Source organism: Synechococcus sp. MW101C3, from assembly GCF_002252635.1.
Classification (GTDB): domain Bacteria; phylum Cyanobacteriota; class Cyanobacteriia; order PCC-6307; family Cyanobiaceae; genus MW101C3.
The window spans coordinates 106,390-121,729 of the sequence record NZ_NQKX01000006.1; the positions used below are offsets into that span (position 1 = coordinate 106,390).

14 protein-coding genes, 1 tRNA gene and 1 pseudogene are annotated in these 15,340 nt (G+C 66.2%); 11 read left to right on the forward strand and 5 right to left on the reverse strand.

Going from position 1 to position 15,340, the window contains the following annotated elements:
• The first annotated feature begins 36 nt into the window (after positions 1-36).
• From argF to CJZ80_RS08850, 5 genes are all read left to right on the forward strand, one after another.
• A complete protein-coding gene (gene argF, locus CJZ80_RS08825; protein WP_094512640.1) occupies positions 37-1,020 on the forward strand; it encodes an ornithine carbamoyltransferase in 984 nt (327 codons plus the stop codon).
• Positions 1,021-1,207: 187 nt separating this feature from the next.
• Positions 1,208-1,852 (forward strand): transcriptional repressor LexA, encoded by a 645-nt coding sequence (gene lexA, locus CJZ80_RS08830; protein ID WP_233132958.1) that lies wholly within the window; start codon positions 1,208-1,210, stop codon positions 1,850-1,852.
• 85 nt (positions 1,853-1,937) lie between these two features.
• Positions 1,938-2,010 (forward strand) — tRNA-Ala (locus tag CJZ80_RS08835).
• Between the two features lie 727 nt (positions 2,011-2,737).
• On the forward strand, positions 2,738-4,438 hold the full coding sequence (locus CJZ80_RS08845) for a potassium/proton antiporter (RefSeq protein ID WP_233132935.1): 1,701 nt from the start codon (positions 2,738-2,740) through the stop codon (positions 4,436-4,438).
• Between the two features lie 333 nt (positions 4,439-4,771).
• Complete coding sequence (locus tag CJZ80_RS08850) at positions 4,772-5,221, forward strand: CopD family protein (RefSeq protein WP_233132936.1); 450 nt, start codon at positions 4,772-4,774, stop codon at positions 5,219-5,221.
• 294 nt (positions 5,222-5,515) lie between these two features.
• On the opposite strand, the gene CJZ80_RS08855 is transcribed toward CJZ80_RS08850, so the two are convergent.
• Complete coding sequence (locus CJZ80_RS08855) at positions 5,516-6,274, reverse strand: DUF2459 domain-containing protein (RefSeq protein WP_158217460.1); 759 nt, start codon at positions 6,272-6,274, stop codon at positions 5,516-5,518.
• A 252-nt stretch (positions 6,275-6,526) separates the two neighbouring features.
• Here CJZ80_RS08855 and CJZ80_RS08860 point away from each other — a divergent pair, with 252 nt between their 5' ends.
• Positions 6,527-7,447, forward strand: a complete 921-nt coding sequence (locus CJZ80_RS08860; RefSeq protein WP_094512645.1) for a hypothetical protein — start codon at positions 6,527-6,529, stop codon at positions 7,445-7,447.
• Between the two features lie 27 nt (positions 7,448-7,474).
• Here CJZ80_RS08860 and CJZ80_RS08865 read toward each other — a convergent pair whose 3' ends face one another.
• From CJZ80_RS08865 to CJZ80_RS15805, 3 genes and pseudogenes are all read right to left on the reverse strand, one after another.
• Entirely contained in the window at positions 7,475-7,960 is a 486-nt protein-coding gene (locus CJZ80_RS08865; protein ID WP_233132937.1) for a DUF305 domain-containing protein, read from the reverse strand.
• Between the two features lie 466 nt (positions 7,961-8,426).
• On the reverse strand, positions 8,427-9,131 hold the full coding sequence (locus tag CJZ80_RS15800; protein WP_255374138.1) for a cation-translocating P-type ATPase: 705 nt from the start codon (positions 9,129-9,131) through the stop codon (positions 8,427-8,429).
• 119 nt (positions 9,132-9,250) lie between these two features.
• Positions 9,251-10,636, reverse strand: a pseudogene (locus tag CJZ80_RS15805) (HAD-IC family P-type ATPase); the annotation flags it as partial.
• 273 nt (positions 10,637-10,909) lie between these two features.
• On the opposite strand from CJZ80_RS15805, the gene CJZ80_RS08875 reads away from it, so the two are divergent.
• From CJZ80_RS08875 to CJZ80_RS08885, 3 genes are all read left to right on the forward strand, one after another.
• Complete coding sequence (locus CJZ80_RS08875) at positions 10,910-12,295, forward strand: cytochrome P450 (protein ID WP_233132938.1); 1,386 nt, start codon at positions 10,910-10,912, stop codon at positions 12,293-12,295.
• A gap of 311 nt (positions 12,296-12,606) precedes the next feature.
• Positions 12,607-12,876 (forward strand): high light inducible protein, encoded by a 270-nt coding sequence (locus CJZ80_RS08880; protein WP_094512646.1) that lies wholly within the window; start codon positions 12,607-12,609, stop codon positions 12,874-12,876.
• A 44-nt stretch (positions 12,877-12,920) separates the two neighbouring features.
• On the forward strand, positions 12,921-13,103 hold the full coding sequence (locus tag CJZ80_RS08885) for a hypothetical protein (protein WP_094512647.1): 183 nt from the start codon (positions 12,921-12,923) through the stop codon (positions 13,101-13,103).
• Positions 13,104-13,319: 216 nt separating this feature from the next.
• Here CJZ80_RS08885 and CJZ80_RS08890 read toward each other — a convergent pair whose 3' ends face one another.
• Positions 13,320-13,850 (reverse strand): TerB family tellurite resistance protein, encoded by a 531-nt coding sequence (locus tag CJZ80_RS08890; protein WP_094512648.1) that lies wholly within the window; start codon positions 13,848-13,850, stop codon positions 13,320-13,322.
• A gap of 575 nt (positions 13,851-14,425) precedes the next feature.
• Here CJZ80_RS08890 and CJZ80_RS08895 point away from each other — a divergent pair.
• Together CJZ80_RS08895 and CJZ80_RS08900 are read left to right on the forward strand one after the other, a co-directional pair.
• The gene (locus tag CJZ80_RS08895) at positions 14,426-15,007 is read left to right on the forward strand and encodes a hypothetical protein (RefSeq protein WP_158217461.1); all 582 of its coding nucleotides are present in this window, start codon (positions 14,426-14,428) and stop codon (positions 15,005-15,007) included.
• Between the two features lie 26 nt (positions 15,008-15,033).
• Complete coding sequence (locus CJZ80_RS08900) at positions 15,034-15,300, forward strand: hypothetical protein (protein WP_094512650.1); 267 nt, start codon at positions 15,034-15,036, stop codon at positions 15,298-15,300.
• Positions 15,301-15,340 lie beyond the last annotated feature (40 nt).

Below are 15,340 nucleotides of genomic sequence, written 5' to 3' on the forward strand. Positions count from 1 at the left end.
GGTTGATCTCGCATAAGTGTTGTTTGCCGTGGGCCGATGGCGTTCTCCTTCGCCGCCCTGAACCCGCTCCAAGGCCACGACCTGCTCTCCTCAGCCGATCTCAACGGGGACCAGACGCTGGAGCTGCTGCGGCTGGCGGCGGCGCTCAAGCGCGGTGAGCAACGCATCGATCTCGGCGGCAAAGTGCTGGGGCTGATCTTCCAGAAGGCCTCCACCCGCACGCGGGTGAGTTTTTCAGTGGCGATGGCCCGCCTCGGCGGCCAGACCCTCGACCTCAACCCGGCCGTCACCCAGGTGGGGCGCGGCGAACCGATCGCCGACACCGCCCGCGTGCTGAGCCGCTACGTGGACGTCCTGGCCATCCGCACCTTTGCCCAGAGCGAGCTGGAGGAGTACGCGCACTGGGCCTCGATTCCGGTGATCAATGCCCTCACCGATCTGGAGCACCCCTGCCAGGCCCTCGCCGACTACCTGACCCTGCAGGAGGCCTTCTGCGGCAGTGGCTCCAGCAGCCGTGCGGCGGCGGATGGCCTTGCCGGCCTCACATTGGCCTACGTGGGCGATGGCAACAATGTGGCTCACTCGCTGTTGCTCTGCGGCGCCTTACTGGGGGTGAATGTGAGGATCGGCTGCCCGCCGGGCTTCGAGCCGTCGGCGCAGGTGCTCGACCACGCCCGCCAGCTGGCGGGCAGCCGCAGCAGCATTGAGGTGAGCCACGATCCGGTGGCGGTGGTACGCGGCGCCCATGGCCTCTACACCGATGTGTGGGCCTCGATGGGGCAGGAGCAGGAGCAGCGCCAGCGCGAGCAGGCCTTCGCCGGCTTCTGCCTTGATGAAAACCTGCTGGCGGAAGCCGATCCGCGCGCGATCGTGCTCCACTGCCTGCCGGCCCACCGGGGCGAGGAGATCAGCGCCGGTGTGATCGAAGGCAGCGCCAGCCGCGTCTTCGACCAGGCGGAGAACCGCCTACATGTGCAGCAGGCGCTGCTGGCGGCCCTGCTGGGGGGTGTGGCGGGCTGAACCCAGGCCGGCGAACCGCACCGAAACCAGGCCAGGGACTGGACAAGTGCACCGATCGATGGCACAAATGTACTGACCGGCAACTGTGACCTTGCCCATGGTGCCCCGCTCTGCCCCGTCCCGTTCTGGCCCATCGCGATCTGCACCATCGCGCTCCAACCCCTCGCACGCCCCGTTCGGCGCCCCGCTGCCGCTGGCGCCTGCCGGCTCCGGCGGCGAGAACGGCCCCCAGGGCGAGCTCACCAGCGCCCAGCAGGAGCTGTTCGACTGGCTTGCCGGCTACATCGGTGAACACCGCCACAGCCCCTCGATCCGCCAGATGATGGAGGCCATGGGGCTGCGCTCCCCGGCGCCGATCCAGAGCCGCCTGCGCCACCTGCAGCAGAAAGGCTGGATCACCTGGCAGGAGGGTCAGGCCCGCACCCTGCAGCTGCTGGGCGGCCAGCGGCCGGGCATTCCGGTGCTTGGCACGGTGGCGGCGGGCGGGCTGGTGGAACCCTTCCACGACAACGAGGAGCGGCTCGATCTGCAGCCCGTGCTCGACACCCGCGGCCTGTTCGCCCTCACCGTGAACGGCGACAGCATGGTGGACGCCCACATCGACCACGGCGATGTGGTGCTGATGGAGCCGGTGGCCGACCCGGCCCGGCTGAAGCCGGGCACGATCGTGGCGGCGCTGGTGCCAGGCAGCGGCACCACCCTCAAGCACTTCCAGCGGGTCGGGCGCCAGGTGCGGCTGGAGGCCGCCAACCCGGCCTACGAACCGATCGTGCTGGACGCCGATCAGGTCACGGTGCAGGGCCGGCTGGTGGCCGTCTGGCGCCAGGTGTGAGGCCGCTGCCGGGGGCCAGTCAGCCTGCGGTGTAAGCTTTTCGAGGCAAAACGGCGGGGCTTTCGAGCATCGGCGTGAGCCCAATGGGGCCATAGCTCAGCTGGTAGAGCACCTGCATGGCATGCAGGGGGTCAGCGGTTCGAATCCGCTTGGCTCCATTCACTTTCTGGATCACCGCCAGACACCCTTGTTGCAGAAATGGGCGCACATCTGCTCCCCATCTCAGCACCATTTTTTTGTGCGCAGAATCCACGGGTGGGTGACCAGATCGTCCTCCTTTCGAGCGGTCGAAAGCCAACGATCGGAACCCATTGCAGCCGGGGGCTGACGACACCCACCAATTCGGACAGCAGCCAACAGGGGTGAGACCACCAGGGCGGGGCGCCACTACTCCTGCCAAGACCGCACACCGATCGCTGGTAGCTCCCCAATCAGCCTGCAGCGCCTGATGTGTCAGCGCCTCGTCGATGCCGTGCCGCTCCAGACCCTTGCAGAGGGAACCGGGCAGTGCTGCCGAGAAGCCTGCCGGCTCACGCCTGAGCAGCTCGTCCATGCGGTTGTGGTTGCGTAAGGCGGCGCTGGACCTGGGCTGGACCCGGGTTGGACGAGGGCCTGAGATCGGCGGCAGCCGCTCAGCGGTCTGTATTGAGGTGCTCTCCATTGACGAAGGTGTGGTGACGAAGGTGTGGGGGAGCGCAGGTGCCTCATCAGCCTGGAGGGTTCCCCTGGCAGTGGCTCGCCCAGCTGGGGTTTGAGCAAGCTGGTGGGTAAACACGAGGGACAGGTGCGTCCATCCCCCCATCCCCTCCTCCATCACCTCGCCCAGGGCTCGGCCATGCATCTGGACCGTCAGGGACCCATGCCGCTGTTGCAGGAGATCAGCGCGTGATCAACGTCTCCATGCTGCTGGTGGGCGTGCTGCTGCTGGTGGGCATCGGCTCCAGCAAATTCTCCGCCCGCCTCGGTGTGCCGGTGCTGGTGCTGTTTCTCGGCGTGGGCATGCTGGCGGGTTCGGAGGGCCTCGGGCGCATCCCCTTCGAGGACTACGCCTTGGCCAGCAACGCCGGCAGCGCGGCGCTGGCTTTGATCCTGTTCGACGGCGGCCTGCGCACGTCCCTGAGCGCGGTGCGATCCGTCTGGCGCCCGGCGTTGGCGCTCTCCACCGTGGGGGTGCTGATCACCTCGCTGCTCACGGGCCTGACAGCCGCCTGGGTGCTGCAACTGCCATTGCTGCAGGGGCTGCTGCTGGGAAGCATCGTCGGCTCCACGGATGCGGCGGCGGTGTTTTCGGTGCTGCGCACCAGCGGGCTGAAGTTGCCAGAGCGCCTCACCGACACCCTTGAAGTGGAAAGCGGGTCGAACGACCCAATGGCCATCTTCCTCACCGTTGGGCTGATCAGCCTGATCACCGGCAGCAGCGATTCCTTCCAGGGTCTGGTGGGGTTGTTTTTCAGTCAGTTCGGCGTGGGCAGCCTGGTGGGCATCGCCGTGGGCCGGCTGGCGGCCTGGGCGGTGAACCGGATCCATCTCCATTACCCGGGCCTCTATCCGCTGCTGGCACTGGCCTTTGGGCTGGTTGCCTTCGGGTTGGCGGCGGTGCTGGGGGGCAGCGGCTTTCTGGCGGTGTACGTCGCCGGCATCGTGCTCGGCAACAGTTCGATCGTGTTCCGGCGCGGCATCTTCTCCTTTCACGATGCGCTGGCCTGGCTGGGCCAGATCGTGCTGTTCGTGATGCTCGGCCTGCTCAGCTTTCCCAGTCGGCTGCTGGCCGTTGCCGGCGAGGGGCTGCTGATCGCCCTGGTGCTGATCCTGTTGGCGCGACCCTTGGCGGTGGTGGTGTCCCTGCTGCCGTTCCGTTTTCGACGGCGCGAGCTCACCTTTCTTTCCTGGGTGGGCCTGAAGGGGGCGGTGCCGATCACCCTGGCCACCTTTCCGCTGCTGGCCGGAGTTCCCCAGAGCCAGCTGATCTTTAATGCGGTGTTTTTTGTGGTGCTGATCTCGGCGATCACCCAGGGCTGGTCGTTGCCGTTGGTGGCGCGCTGGCTGCGCATCGGCCGCCCGGCGGATCCGGCACCGGCCCTGTCGGTGGAGATCCACGCCTTGCGCCATGTCGATGGCGAGATCGTTGATTACACCGTGAAGCCAGGCGCCCAGGTGGCCGGCCAGCACCTGCGCGATCTGGCCCTGCCCGATGGTGTCCTGGTCACGTTGATCCTGCGGGGCAAGCAGGTGGTGATGCCCCGGGGCTCCACGCCCCTGGAGCCAGGCGATCACGTGTTCGTGGCGTTGCGCACCCGGCTGCAACCCCTGATCGACCGGCTGTTCGATCCTCAGCCGGAGCCACCCTCACTGCCCGCGGATCTCTCGCTCAGCTTCAACGCTGCCACCACGGTGGAGCAGCTGCATCGCTTTTTCGGCTTCCCCCTGCCGGCTCCAGGGCCCGCCTCCAGCCCTGGTCAGAGCCTCGCGTCCTTGCTGCCAGAAGACACCCCCAAGGCAATGACTCGCCTTGGCGTCTTCCGCCTGGAGGCTGGAGCGGACGGTGACTACGTCTCTGTCCGGATGGCCCGCAGCGATCACGACTGACCAGGTGCCTGAAAGGCTTGAATCGGTGGCTGACTGCGCCCTGAAATGTCTACCGCTAGGCGAGAGAGGGCAGGAATTGTCTCTTTGTTGAGCCCTGTTGAGCCTCACGGGGCTGCGATGGAAGGCCCAAAACGTTGGCCAGCAGCCTCCTAAGCGTTGCAATCACAGGTAGGCGGTGATCGGCGGCCGGGGGGTCGCGTTCTCGGCAGGGCGGTTCATCTCTCGGCAGCGTTGTGCATCCCCAGGAACTGCTGCATCGCCACCGCCCCGGGCTGCGCCATGGCCGCCCGTGCCGGAACGCCTTCATCGTGGGAGCAGCCTCGTGGAGCTGCCGTGTCGCCCTTTCCGCTGCTGGTGATCGTTCATGCCCTGGCGGCCACGGTCTGGACCGGTGGCCATCTGGTGCTGGATCTGGGGGTGCTGCCCAAGGCGCTGCGGGAGCGGGAGGCAGCACAGATCCGCGCGTTTGAGGACACGTTCGAGCCGCTGGGGCTCAGCGCTCTGGCCATTCAGGTGGTCACCGGCGCCTGGATGGGCTGGATCTACCTGCCCGGCTTCCGCGGGCTGCTCAACCCGGCGAACCCGATCGGAATGCTCGTGGGGGTGAAACTGCTGCTGCTGGCCGGTACGGCCGCCCTGGCCCTGCACGCCCGGCTGCAGCTGATCCCCACCCTCAACGACGACAATCTCAACGGCCTGGCCTGGCACATCCGCGCCATCACCGCCCTGGCGATCGCTTTCGTGGTGGTGGGCGCCTTGATCCGTCTGGGCGGGCTGGGGTGATGAGTGGCTAGGCCGTTGCCGCAAGCTGGTCTTCTGGATTGGCTTGAGCGGCTGGCAAGGGGAGGGCTGGCGGAATTACAGCGTCCAACAGATCTGGTTGGCATAGCGCGGTGCTTTTTCCGCGCTGGATCGCATGCTCCAGCTCTTGTGATGCCTTCAGCATTGGGATAGCTCCTTGATCACCAACACGTAGCCATCACCTTGCCCTCGTGAGCCGTTGGGCATCACAGCAATGATTGACCCACAGCCCTGTGGTCTGGGATTCCAGTAGGCACGGCCTGCTGGTGCTGGTGCTCAACGCTGCTGAAAGCCCTGCAGATGCGCCGGCACCTGGCGGCTGAACAGCACGCCCAGTGGCGGGGCGGCGAGGCCGGCGTCGCTGAGCCGCTGCAGCGTCCACCAGTTGCAGTTGCGCGTCCAGAGATAGGCGCCGTGGGCGGGGAGGAAACGGGCGGTGCGGCCCGCGGGCAACGGCAGGGGATCGGGCCGGCCGCCGGCGGGGCTGCGGGGCAGCGAACGCTCCAGGCTGGTGAGCAGGGCGTGCAGGGTGGGGGCATCCACCCGGCGTTCATGCACGCGGACGGCTCCCTTCAGCAGCGGCGGATCGGGGTGGCCAGCGAGGAACAGCGCCGCCTCAGTGGGCAGGAACAGAGCGGCCGCCACCGCCTGGGGGCGGCGATCGCCGGCGGCGTAGTAGCGCCGGTCACCCCAGGCGATCTCCAGGAAGGGAGCCGCCTCAGCGCCGGGAGGACCAAGCCGCCAGCCCGGTGGCTGCTCCACCACGATCGCGGAGTGCAGCCCCCAGTCGGCCACCAGCACCGCATAGCTGCCGGGCGGCGGCAGGGGCAGCGGCGCCGCCAAGCGGGCGCGGGGTTCGGACTGCACCGCAGCGTGCAGCAGCGGCCAACCCACCAGTGCCAGCAGGATCAGGAGTTCGATGCCACCCCCACCGAAACGGACCCCGGCCGACAACGGAATGCAGCCCCGCCCCGCGCAGCGCAGCCGCAGCAGCAACAGTGGCGTCAGGGCAGCCGCCTGGAGGGACGGCGTCACGGACGTGCGCGGATGCTGTTCCTGAAACCTGGAGGCAGGCAGCGCTCAAGCTGGGGTGCTGAGGGGAAGCCTAGGCATCGGTTCCGGCGGAATGGTCAGGCCTGCAGGGGATGGATTGCACGCAACGGTGAGGCCATCCCGGCCGAATCGTGCGCCAGATCATGCTCGTGAACCACAGGGAAGGAAACGACAGGCCGTTGGCCCCAGCAGAGGAAAACACCAGTGAAAATGAAGGTCAATCGATGCCGGGCGATGGCCGATCTTTCCACCTTCACCCAGGCGGGACTGGCCGCCGGTGCCGCCGCCACCGAGAAGCTGCGTCATGGCCTGTCTCGCAGCAGCAAGGTGCTGGCCATGGCGAGCGGCGCGGTTGCTGCGTCATTGAGTGAGCTCCACAACATCGCCGTCGATCCCCAGCTGATCAGCCGGATCAGCTCCGCCACCACCAATCACGGCGTGGCAGCGGCGGATCTGCTGGCCAGGTTGCCAGGCGAACTGGAGCACTACGGCACCGCTGCTGTTGACGCGTTCCTCAAAGGTGGTGATGCCCTCGGCAAGCACTGGTCTCACCTGGAGAGCCAGGCCAATGCGCCCCACCGGGCGGCGGAGGCCGCCAATGCCATCTGGGAGGACGGCACGGTCAACATCGCCCGGGGCAGCGCCAACATGACCGGGCTGGAGCGCCTTCGCGCCAGCGGCGACAACCATCTCGATGGTCTGATCGCCGCAGCTCAGACGCCGGAGTTCTGGCAGCGCACCCTCGGCAATGCCGTCGAGGCAGGCGCCTATTCAGCGGCGATCGCCGCCGTGGATCAACTGCTGGTGCACCGCGATGAACTGATCAATGGCAGCGCAGCGGCGCGTCAGGAGCGGCTGCTGCAGATCCTGCAGAACAGCGGCCTGGTGGCGGCAGGCGCCCTGCCGATGTCGGTGGTGCTGGCGGTGGCGCTGATGCTGGTGCCAGGCCTGGCCGTGGTGATGGGCCCTCTGGGGGTGATCGGCAGCGCCGGTCTGGGCCTGCGGCTGCTCCATTCAGCCGTACGCCACCCCAGCCGCCAGGAGCAACAAGCTGTGCAGCAACTGCAGGGGCTGATGCAGCAACAGCTCTACGCCCTGCAACGCGACAGCGACGGCCATCTGACCATCACCGTGAAGGCTCAGCCCGCTGGCTGAACACTGCCCTCACTCTCACTGGGGGAGTCAGGGTGAGCCATACCAACTCCTGTACCACTGCCTCATCTGCTCAATCTCCTGGCTCTGGGCCTTCACCATGGCCTGCTGCAGCAGGCGCAGCTCTTGGTGCTGACTGTTGGCCTGGGCCATCGTTGCCATTCGCACGCCCATCTGGTGGTGGGGAATCATCTGCTCGATGAAGGCACGATCAAAGTCCGGGGCTGTGCTCAAGGCGGTGAGATCCGTGCCCCCGCCCATCTGCCCCATCCCCATGCCGCCGCCTGCGCCCCCGGTCCTGCCCAGGCGTGTGCCCTGGTTCCAGTTGGGCACGGGTTGGCCGAACCACTGCCGGTACCAGGCACGCATCTGAGCGTTTTCGCTCGTCTGGCTGTTCTTGATGCTCCGGGCCAGCTCTTTGATTTCGGGACGGGTGGCGCGGCTGAGGGCAAGATCGGCCATGGCGATCGCGCCGTCGTGGTGAGGAATCATCATCACGATGAAGTGTTGATCCATCGACCGGGCACCCATCCGGCCCATCCCCCCCGGACCTCCCATCCCTGCTCCCGGCCCTGGCCCCGGTGAGCTGGATGGCGCTGGGGGCTGGGAAAACGCTGGAACTCCCAGCATCAGAACGAACGCCCCCAGCCCTGCTGTGGCAGTGCATCGGAACACCACGGCCCATCGGAACGCCATCGGATGGAAGCGGCCGGTTACGAGTCGGTGCCTCTTCATCAACTCTTCTCCATCGCATCTGCCTCTGCTCAGCATGGAGACGCTGTGAAAAGTTGGCCGCGGCTGCGGGTCATTGCTTCATTGGATCGGTGCCCGTTGGATCGGTATCCGTTCGTTCGGTGTCTGTTTGATCCGTCGGGCTCCAGGTCGTCGGAATGACACTGGCAACCACTGCGACCCGCGAAGGCTTCAGTGTTCACGCCAACGGCTGCCACGGCCGGATGTGCACGGACGGCACGCACACCGATCAAGCCACCCGAAAACGTCGCAGCAAGGAGGAATTTACGATCACCGACAGCGAACTCAGGGCCATGGCCGCACCGGCGATCATCGGATTGAGCCAACCGAAGGCGGCGATCGGGATGCCGATCCCGTTATAGATAAATGCCCAGAACAGGTTCTGGCGGATCTTGCGCATCGTCGCCCGCGACAGTCCGATGGCCGTCACCACCTGCCGCACATCGTTGCCGATCAGGATGATGTCGCCAGCTTCTTTGGCCACATCCGAACCGGAGCCGATGGCGATGCCGACATCGGCAGTGGCCAGGGCCGGGGCGTCATTGACGCCATCCCCCACCATCGCCACCTTCTGCCCCGTGAGCTGCAGCGACTTGATCGTTCCAGCCTTCTCGGCGGGCCGCACTTCGGCGATCACCTCGCTGATGCCCAGCTGCGCGGCAATGGCCTCCGCGGTGGTGCGGGAATCGCCGCTCAGCAGGATCACCCGCACGCCATGGCGACGCAGCTGGGCCACAGCCTGCTCGGCCTCAGGCCTGACCGTATCGGCCACGGCCAGCAGACCGAGAAGGCGCGTCGCCCGGCCCAGCAGCATCGACGTGCGTCCACCGAGCTCAAGGTCGCCCAGTTGTTGCTGCAGGGCTTCCGGCAGGTCGCCGATGAAGCGAGCGGCCAGGTGCCGGTTCCCCAGCCAGACCGGCTCTCCCCCCTGCATGGCGGTGAGGCCTTCGCCGACCCGGGCCTCGAAGTGGTCGATCGGCAGCAGATCGACGCCGTGCGTTGCCACCGCGCGCCGATGGCCCCGGCCAAGGGATGCTCCGAGCCATGCTCCAGTGACCCTGCCAGTTGCAGCACGTCCCGCTCCGAACTGCCCGGCAGGGCGATCAGATCCGTGAGGATCGGCCGGCCCTGCGTGAGCGTGCCCGTCTTGTCGAAGACCACGGTGGTGAGCTGCTCGGCCCGCTCCAGCACGGCGCCGCTGCGGATCAGGATGCCCTGCTCGGCGGCCTTGCCCACTCCCACCATCAGCGCCGCCGGGGTGGCGATGCCGAGGGCACAGGGGCAGGAGATCACCAGCACGGCAATGAAGGCCAGCAGTCCGCTGCTGAACTGGCCGGCCAGTGTCCAGATCACGAATGCCGCGACGGCGATCAACACCACGGCAGGCACGAACCAGCCGGTGACCTGATCTGCCAGGCGCTGCACGCTGGCCGTGCTGGCCTGAGCCTCTTCCACCAGGTGCACGATCTGGGCCAGGGCGGTGGCGGATCCCACCCGGGTGGCACGAAAACGCAGCACCCCCCGGCCATTCACGGTGCCACCGATCAGCTCGGCGCCCACGGACTTGGCCACCGGCAGGGATTCACCGGTGAGCAACGACTCATCCACCGAGCTGCTGCCTGCGGTCACGACCCCATCGGCGGGAATCTTCTCGCCCGGGCGCACCAGCACCTGCTCATCGATGGCGACGGTGTCGGCAGGAACGGTCAGCTCCATGCCGTCCCGGATCACCGTGGCGGTGGCGGGCTGGAGATCGAGCAGCTTCCGCACCGCAGCCGAGGAGCGTTGCTTGATGCTTTCCTCCATGAACTTGCCCAGCAGCACGAAGGCAATCACCACCGCCGATACTTCGAAATAGACGTCGCGATCACTCACACCGACCGGCAGCCAGGTGGGCACGAACACCACCACCACGCTGTAGAAGTAGGCAACAGAGGTGCCGAGGGCGATCAGCACGTCCATGTTGAGGGCGCGGCGCTTCAGGGCCGCCCAGGCGCCGGCATAGAACGACCAGCCGCCGATGAATTGCACCGGGGTGGCGAGCACGAACAGCCACCTCCCCCAGCTCATCCAGGGCAGAGCCGGCAACGGCACCCACGCCATCAAACTGATGCCTGCCGCCAGAGCAAGGAACGCCCCGGCCCGCAACAACGCCAGCGCCAACACCCCGCCGATCACCAAGCCGACGCGGCGACGCAGGACGCGCAATTCGCGGTCGGGATTGCGGAACGTCTGCAGACAGCTCTGGCTGCAGAAGTAGTAGCTGCGGCCATTTCTCTGCGTCGAAAGAGCTGTGGCCTTCGGTACCACCATCCCGCAGATCGGATCTTTGGCCATTTCACCCGCTTCACCACCGATCGCGGGCAGGTGGCGGTTGTCTTGGTTGTGGTGCGGCCCGGGCGGATCGCTGGGTTGTGGCCTGAGCGTTGGCGAGTTCATCCTGGCCGCTTCAGATCCGTGGGGATGGCTATGGGTGGTCTAGGCAGGATGTCGCGCAACGACCAACCCCGGCATCGTTATGGCGGTGCGAAAAACTCAGCCGTTGCATAGCCACCTGCAGCGGATGTGCAGCAGCAGGATCAGGTGATTCCGCCCTCAATCGCAGCAGGGCTTGAGGCCCAACGGGTGTGGCCGCCCTGGAGCTGGCAGGCGTGATGGCGTCGCGCCGCTTTCAGCTGACTGCCAGCCTGGGCACCGCTTGGATCCGGTCGCTTGCTCCTCGATTCCGCCACCCTTCAGCCCCTGCCGTGCACGCCAGCCGTGAGCGGCGTGCTCGAAACCATCGCCTTTTTCCGTGATCCCGATTTCGCCCGTAAGCGCTTCGAGCGCTACGGGGATGTGTACGAAACCAGCCTGCTGGGACAGTGCACCGTGTTCATCCGCGGCGACCAGGCGATCAGCGATCTGTTCGCCCAGGGTGACGCGGTCCAGGGCTGGTGGCCGGACAGTGTGCGGGAGCTGCTGGGGCCGTTGTCGCTGGCCAATCGCAATGGTGCGGATCACAAGGCCCGCCGGCGGGTGGTGGGGCAGCTGTTCGCTGCCGCTGCCCTGAAGCGCTACAGCCCGGCGATCGTGGCGCAGGTGGAGGTGCTCCACCAGGACCTGCTGGGTGCCCAAGCGCCGCTGGCCCTGGTGCCGCAGCTGCGGCGCTTCGCCTTCAGCGTGATCGCCAGCACCGTGCTGGGGCTCGATGCGGTCGATCGCGAGGCCCTGTTCGTGGATTTCGAGATCTGGTGCCAGGGCCTCTTCTCCCTGCCGTTCGCCCTGCCCGGCAGCCCGTTCGCCCGCGCCCGTCAGGCCCGCAGGCGCCTGTTGCAACGCCTGGGCGCCGTGCTTCAGAGCGCCCAGGCCGCCGCCGCTCCCGGAGCCCCCCTCAGCGCCGGCGGTCTCGATCTGCTGGCTGGAGGCCTTGATGAAGCCGGCCTCCCCCTCGCCGACGACGATGTGGCAGAGCAGTTGCTGCTGCTGCTGTTCGCCGGCTACGAGACCACCGCCTCCGCGCTCAGCTGCCTGCTGCTCACCCTGCTGCAGCATCCCGCTGAGCTGGCCTGGCTGCGGGAGGAACTCGACGGCTTGCCCTGGCCACCGGCCGAAGGCGAGGCCGTGAACGCCTACGACGCCGTGCGGGCGCCGCGGCTGGAGGCGGTGGTGAAGGAGGTGATGCGGCTGACACCGCCGGTGGGTGGCTTCTTTCGCCGCACCCGGGAGCCCATCGCCCTGGCGGGTGTGCGGGTGCCGGCGGATCGGGTGGTGCAGGTGAGCATCAGCGCCAGTCAGCGCCACGGCGCTGACCCTGACGACCTGGCAACCTTTCGGCCCCAGCGGTATCTGGAAGGGGCGGAACCGGTGACCCTGCTTCCCTTCGGCGGCGGTGAACGGGTGTGCCTGGGCAAGGCGCTGGCGGAACTGGAGATCCGGCTGCTGGCGGTGGGGCTGCTCAAGCAGCTGAGCCTTGCGCTGGAGCCCGATCAGGACCTCACACTCGTGGTGATCCCCAGCCCCACCCCGAAGCAGGGCCTGCGGGTGCGCGCCAGCCGCCGGGGAGCGACAGGCCAAACCATGGCGAGGCCGTCATCCACTGCGGACGCGCCGTCCTGAGCGGCAACTCCCGTCTGAATGGGGCCGTTGCAGAGCAGGTGGGCGGAGAAAGTGGAGGAGGAAGGCGGAAGGGGTGAGCGCCGCAGGCTCTCGGCGGGCTGGGCACCCGCACTGGTTCCGCAAGGTCGCCCGGGTGCAACGAACCTGGCAGAGCACCTGCAGGCCCCATGCGGAGCAACCAGCAGCGCCCTGGAACCACAACGCGGCGCATTGGCGGTACAACCTGCAAGGCCCCATCGCCGCCCAGAAGCGACATCTGTTCAAAATCCGAAACAGTCTGTTACAGTTCTCTCATCCCAAGCGAGAGCCCCATGGCCCAAGCCACCGCCACCGCCCCCAGCGCCCTTGACTGCGCCACCATTCGCGGCGCCACCGTCACCACCGAAGACGGCGGCCGCCTCAATGCCTTCGCCACCGAGCCCCGCATGGAAGTGGTGAGCGCCGAGAGCGGCTGGGGCTTCCATGAGCGCGCCGAGAAGCTCAACGGCCGTATGGCCATGCTCGGCTTCATCGCCCTGCTCGCCACTGAATTCGCCCTCGGCGGTGAGGCCTTCACCCGCGGCCTGCTCGGCATCGGCTGAACCCATTGCCCCGATCAGCTCCTCCCCCTCCAACAGGCATCGCCATGAGCCAGTCCCTTTCGGTCAGCAGAGAGTTCTTCGTGGAAGCCCACTCCCGCGCCATCGACAACTGCACGGAGTTGGAAGACCTGCGCAAGGTGTCCAAAACGCTCCTGAGGGCCTGGCAGATCCAGGCCATGTTCAGCGAGCAGTACGGCGCCCAGGCGCTCGGCATCAAGCGGCCCTGAGCGTCCCACGTCACTGGGCTGGCACTCCTGTACCAAACGCTGTACAGGAGTGCCTTTGCCGTAGATCTCTCTGGCAAGGCGCTCCCTGGAACTGCAGAGGAGATGCTGACCCTTAAGGATCGACTTGCCTGCCTGTCCATTGCCGAACGAAGGACCTGCACCTTCGCCCTCTGGGTCTTGGTGGCTCGGGTCCAACCCGCCACCTAGCCAAGCTGGTCAGGGGCGCGTTGCGCCTGGAGTATCCAGCTGGTCGGTGTCTGCCCAGGCCCCCAGGCCTCGAAAGCGGTTGGCAAGGAAGGCGAGTAGGCCGGGCGGCTGGGTCAGCTCCTGCTCCGCCGCCCATTCGGCTTCGAGAATCTCTCGGTCGTCGATCTTCAGACCCTCAACCAGCCGCCGGTACGCCAACTTCTCATCGGTATTGATGCTCGAGGTGTCTTCCGGTCGCCGGCTGATGCGAAGCACCTGATACGCAAGCTTCACGGCCAGCTGCCGGTCATCGGCCGTGGTGATCCTTGGCAGAAGCGTCTCGAGTGCCTCCGGCCCCAGCGCCTCGGCCGCAAGGGCATCCACAGCGGTGGAAGCGGCTTCTGGGCCGGCATCTGCCGCTGCCGTGCGCTCCGCCAGCTTCTTGAGCAGCCTTCGCTCCTGCTCAGACATCTCCCCATCGGACCAGGCGACACAGCAGAGGATGCGTAGCAGATCGAGGTCGCCGGCCGGCTGTTCTGCGCTGAGATCCGGCATGGTCATGGCGCCCAGGATGAGTATCGATCCCATTGTGAGGCTCCGGCGCCCACTGCGGCCTACCGCTAACCCGTTACCCAAAGCCACGCCCAGCGCGGCGGCAAGCGCAGTCTCCGGGGAATCGGGAGAAGCGTCAGTGATGTCCAAGGCCTTTGGTCCAGGGCTCATGCCCGAGCGGGTCCTTCAGTGAGCTGCCGGATCTTGAACCTGAAGATCAATCAGCGGCACGCCTCCATACGGATTGACCCGTCGTGACTTCTTGCACCTTCTCCCAAGTGAATCAGGGCGTGCTGCTGACGATCCTTGATCCCACCGGGAACGGCCGCACCATCCATCATGTCGAGCGAAGCGGCTTAACACGGCAGCCTGATGCGTTCGTGGCCCTGCCCGATGCTGAGATGGCGCAAGGGATGTTTTGCCTGGATGAGTGTCAGCCCCAAGGTTTCTTCACAGCCTCTTCATCATCTCTTCGAAGCCGCACGTCGCCGCTTGCTGCTACTGCGCACCGCAAGTGCGTATCCTGCCCATGTTCCTGAAGATTGTCTTCGGGCCTTTCCCGGTGAGATTCCCGCATAAGTGGCATGCGCAACCTTCGTGGCTTGATTCGATTGACAGCTGTATTGATGATGACTGTGCCGATCGCCTCGCATGCGGCAGGTGGGCCGCCAGCTTCTCCGTTGACGATGAAGTTTGCTGATCAGACTTATCTCCTTCGATGGTCGTCAAAACATCAGCATGAGTTCACTCCATCTGATCAGACTGACCTCAGTCGCTGGACGGACATGATAACCATCAACACGTACCCAGATGTCAGCGATGGGGATGGGCTGGCCAATGTTGCCAATAGGGTGCTCGATAACTACAAGCAGAACAAGGCCGTGGTGGTTCGCACTTTATCGATTCCCCGCACTGCCGTGAAGCCCGCAGAACATCTGATCGTCGTTCTTTTCCCTGTTCGTAACTTTATCGAGGCTGTCTTTGCGCGATTCAGGCTGGCAGATGGTCGTGGCACTGCGGTGATCTACAGCCATCGCATCTATGGGCAAAAAGTGGGAGATACCACGGCGGCCTGGATGAAGGCCAATGGAGCCACCATTGAGCGTCGCTTGATGGCTCTCCATGAGGTTCCCTCCCACCGCATCCTGGAGCCGGCCAGCCGGTGACCGGGAGCCTCTCTGCACCATGGTGGGTGGAGATCAGCGACAACGGGCGTAGCGGGGTTGTCGTCTACCACGAAGGGATCAACACCATCTCCTGTTACTGGGAGTTCTGCGGTGGCGACACCGTTGCATCCATCTTGATCGGCGACATCAGTGAATGGAACACCTGCTATCCATGGGCGGTCGGGCGGAGAATGGACGTTCTCATGCGCATCGCCGCAGAGGTGGTGCGCCAGAAGGCTCCCACCTGCAGCGCCTTGATTGAGGATCAGCTGGGCTTCATCAGCATCAAGTAGCTCCCGGAGTGCAATGCAAGGCCTTGGTTGACGTCTGACC

Coding starts and splice junctions, on each gene's coding strand:
- CJZ80_RS08865 (WP_233132937.1), bottom strand. CDS start 7,960: ATGGATCAACACTTCATCGTGATGATGATTCCTCACCACGACGGCGCG.
- CJZ80_RS15800 (WP_255374138.1), bottom strand. CDS start 9,131: ATGCAGGGGGGAGAGCCGGTCTGGCTGGGGAACCGGCACCTGGCCGCT.
- CJZ80_RS08885 (WP_094512647.1), top strand. CDS start 12,921: ATGAGCCAGTCCCTTTCGGTCAGCAGAGAGTTCTTCGTGGAAGCCCAC.
- argF (WP_094512640.1), top strand. CDS start 37: ATGGCGTTCTCCTTCGCCGCCCTGAACCCGCTCCAAGGCCACGACCTG.
- CJZ80_RS08880 (WP_094512646.1), top strand. CDS start 12,607: ATGGCCCAAGCCACCGCCACCGCCCCCAGCGCCCTTGACTGCGCCACC.
- CJZ80_RS08860 (WP_094512645.1), top strand. CDS start 6,527: ATGGCCGATCTTTCCACCTTCACCCAGGCGGGACTGGCCGCCGGTGCC.
- CJZ80_RS08890 (WP_094512648.1), bottom strand. CDS start 13,850: ATGACCATGCCGGATCTCAGCGCAGAACAGCCGGCCGGCGACCTCGAT.
- CJZ80_RS08895 (WP_158217461.1), top strand. CDS start 14,426: ATGCGCAACCTTCGTGGCTTGATTCGATTGACAGCTGTATTGATGATG.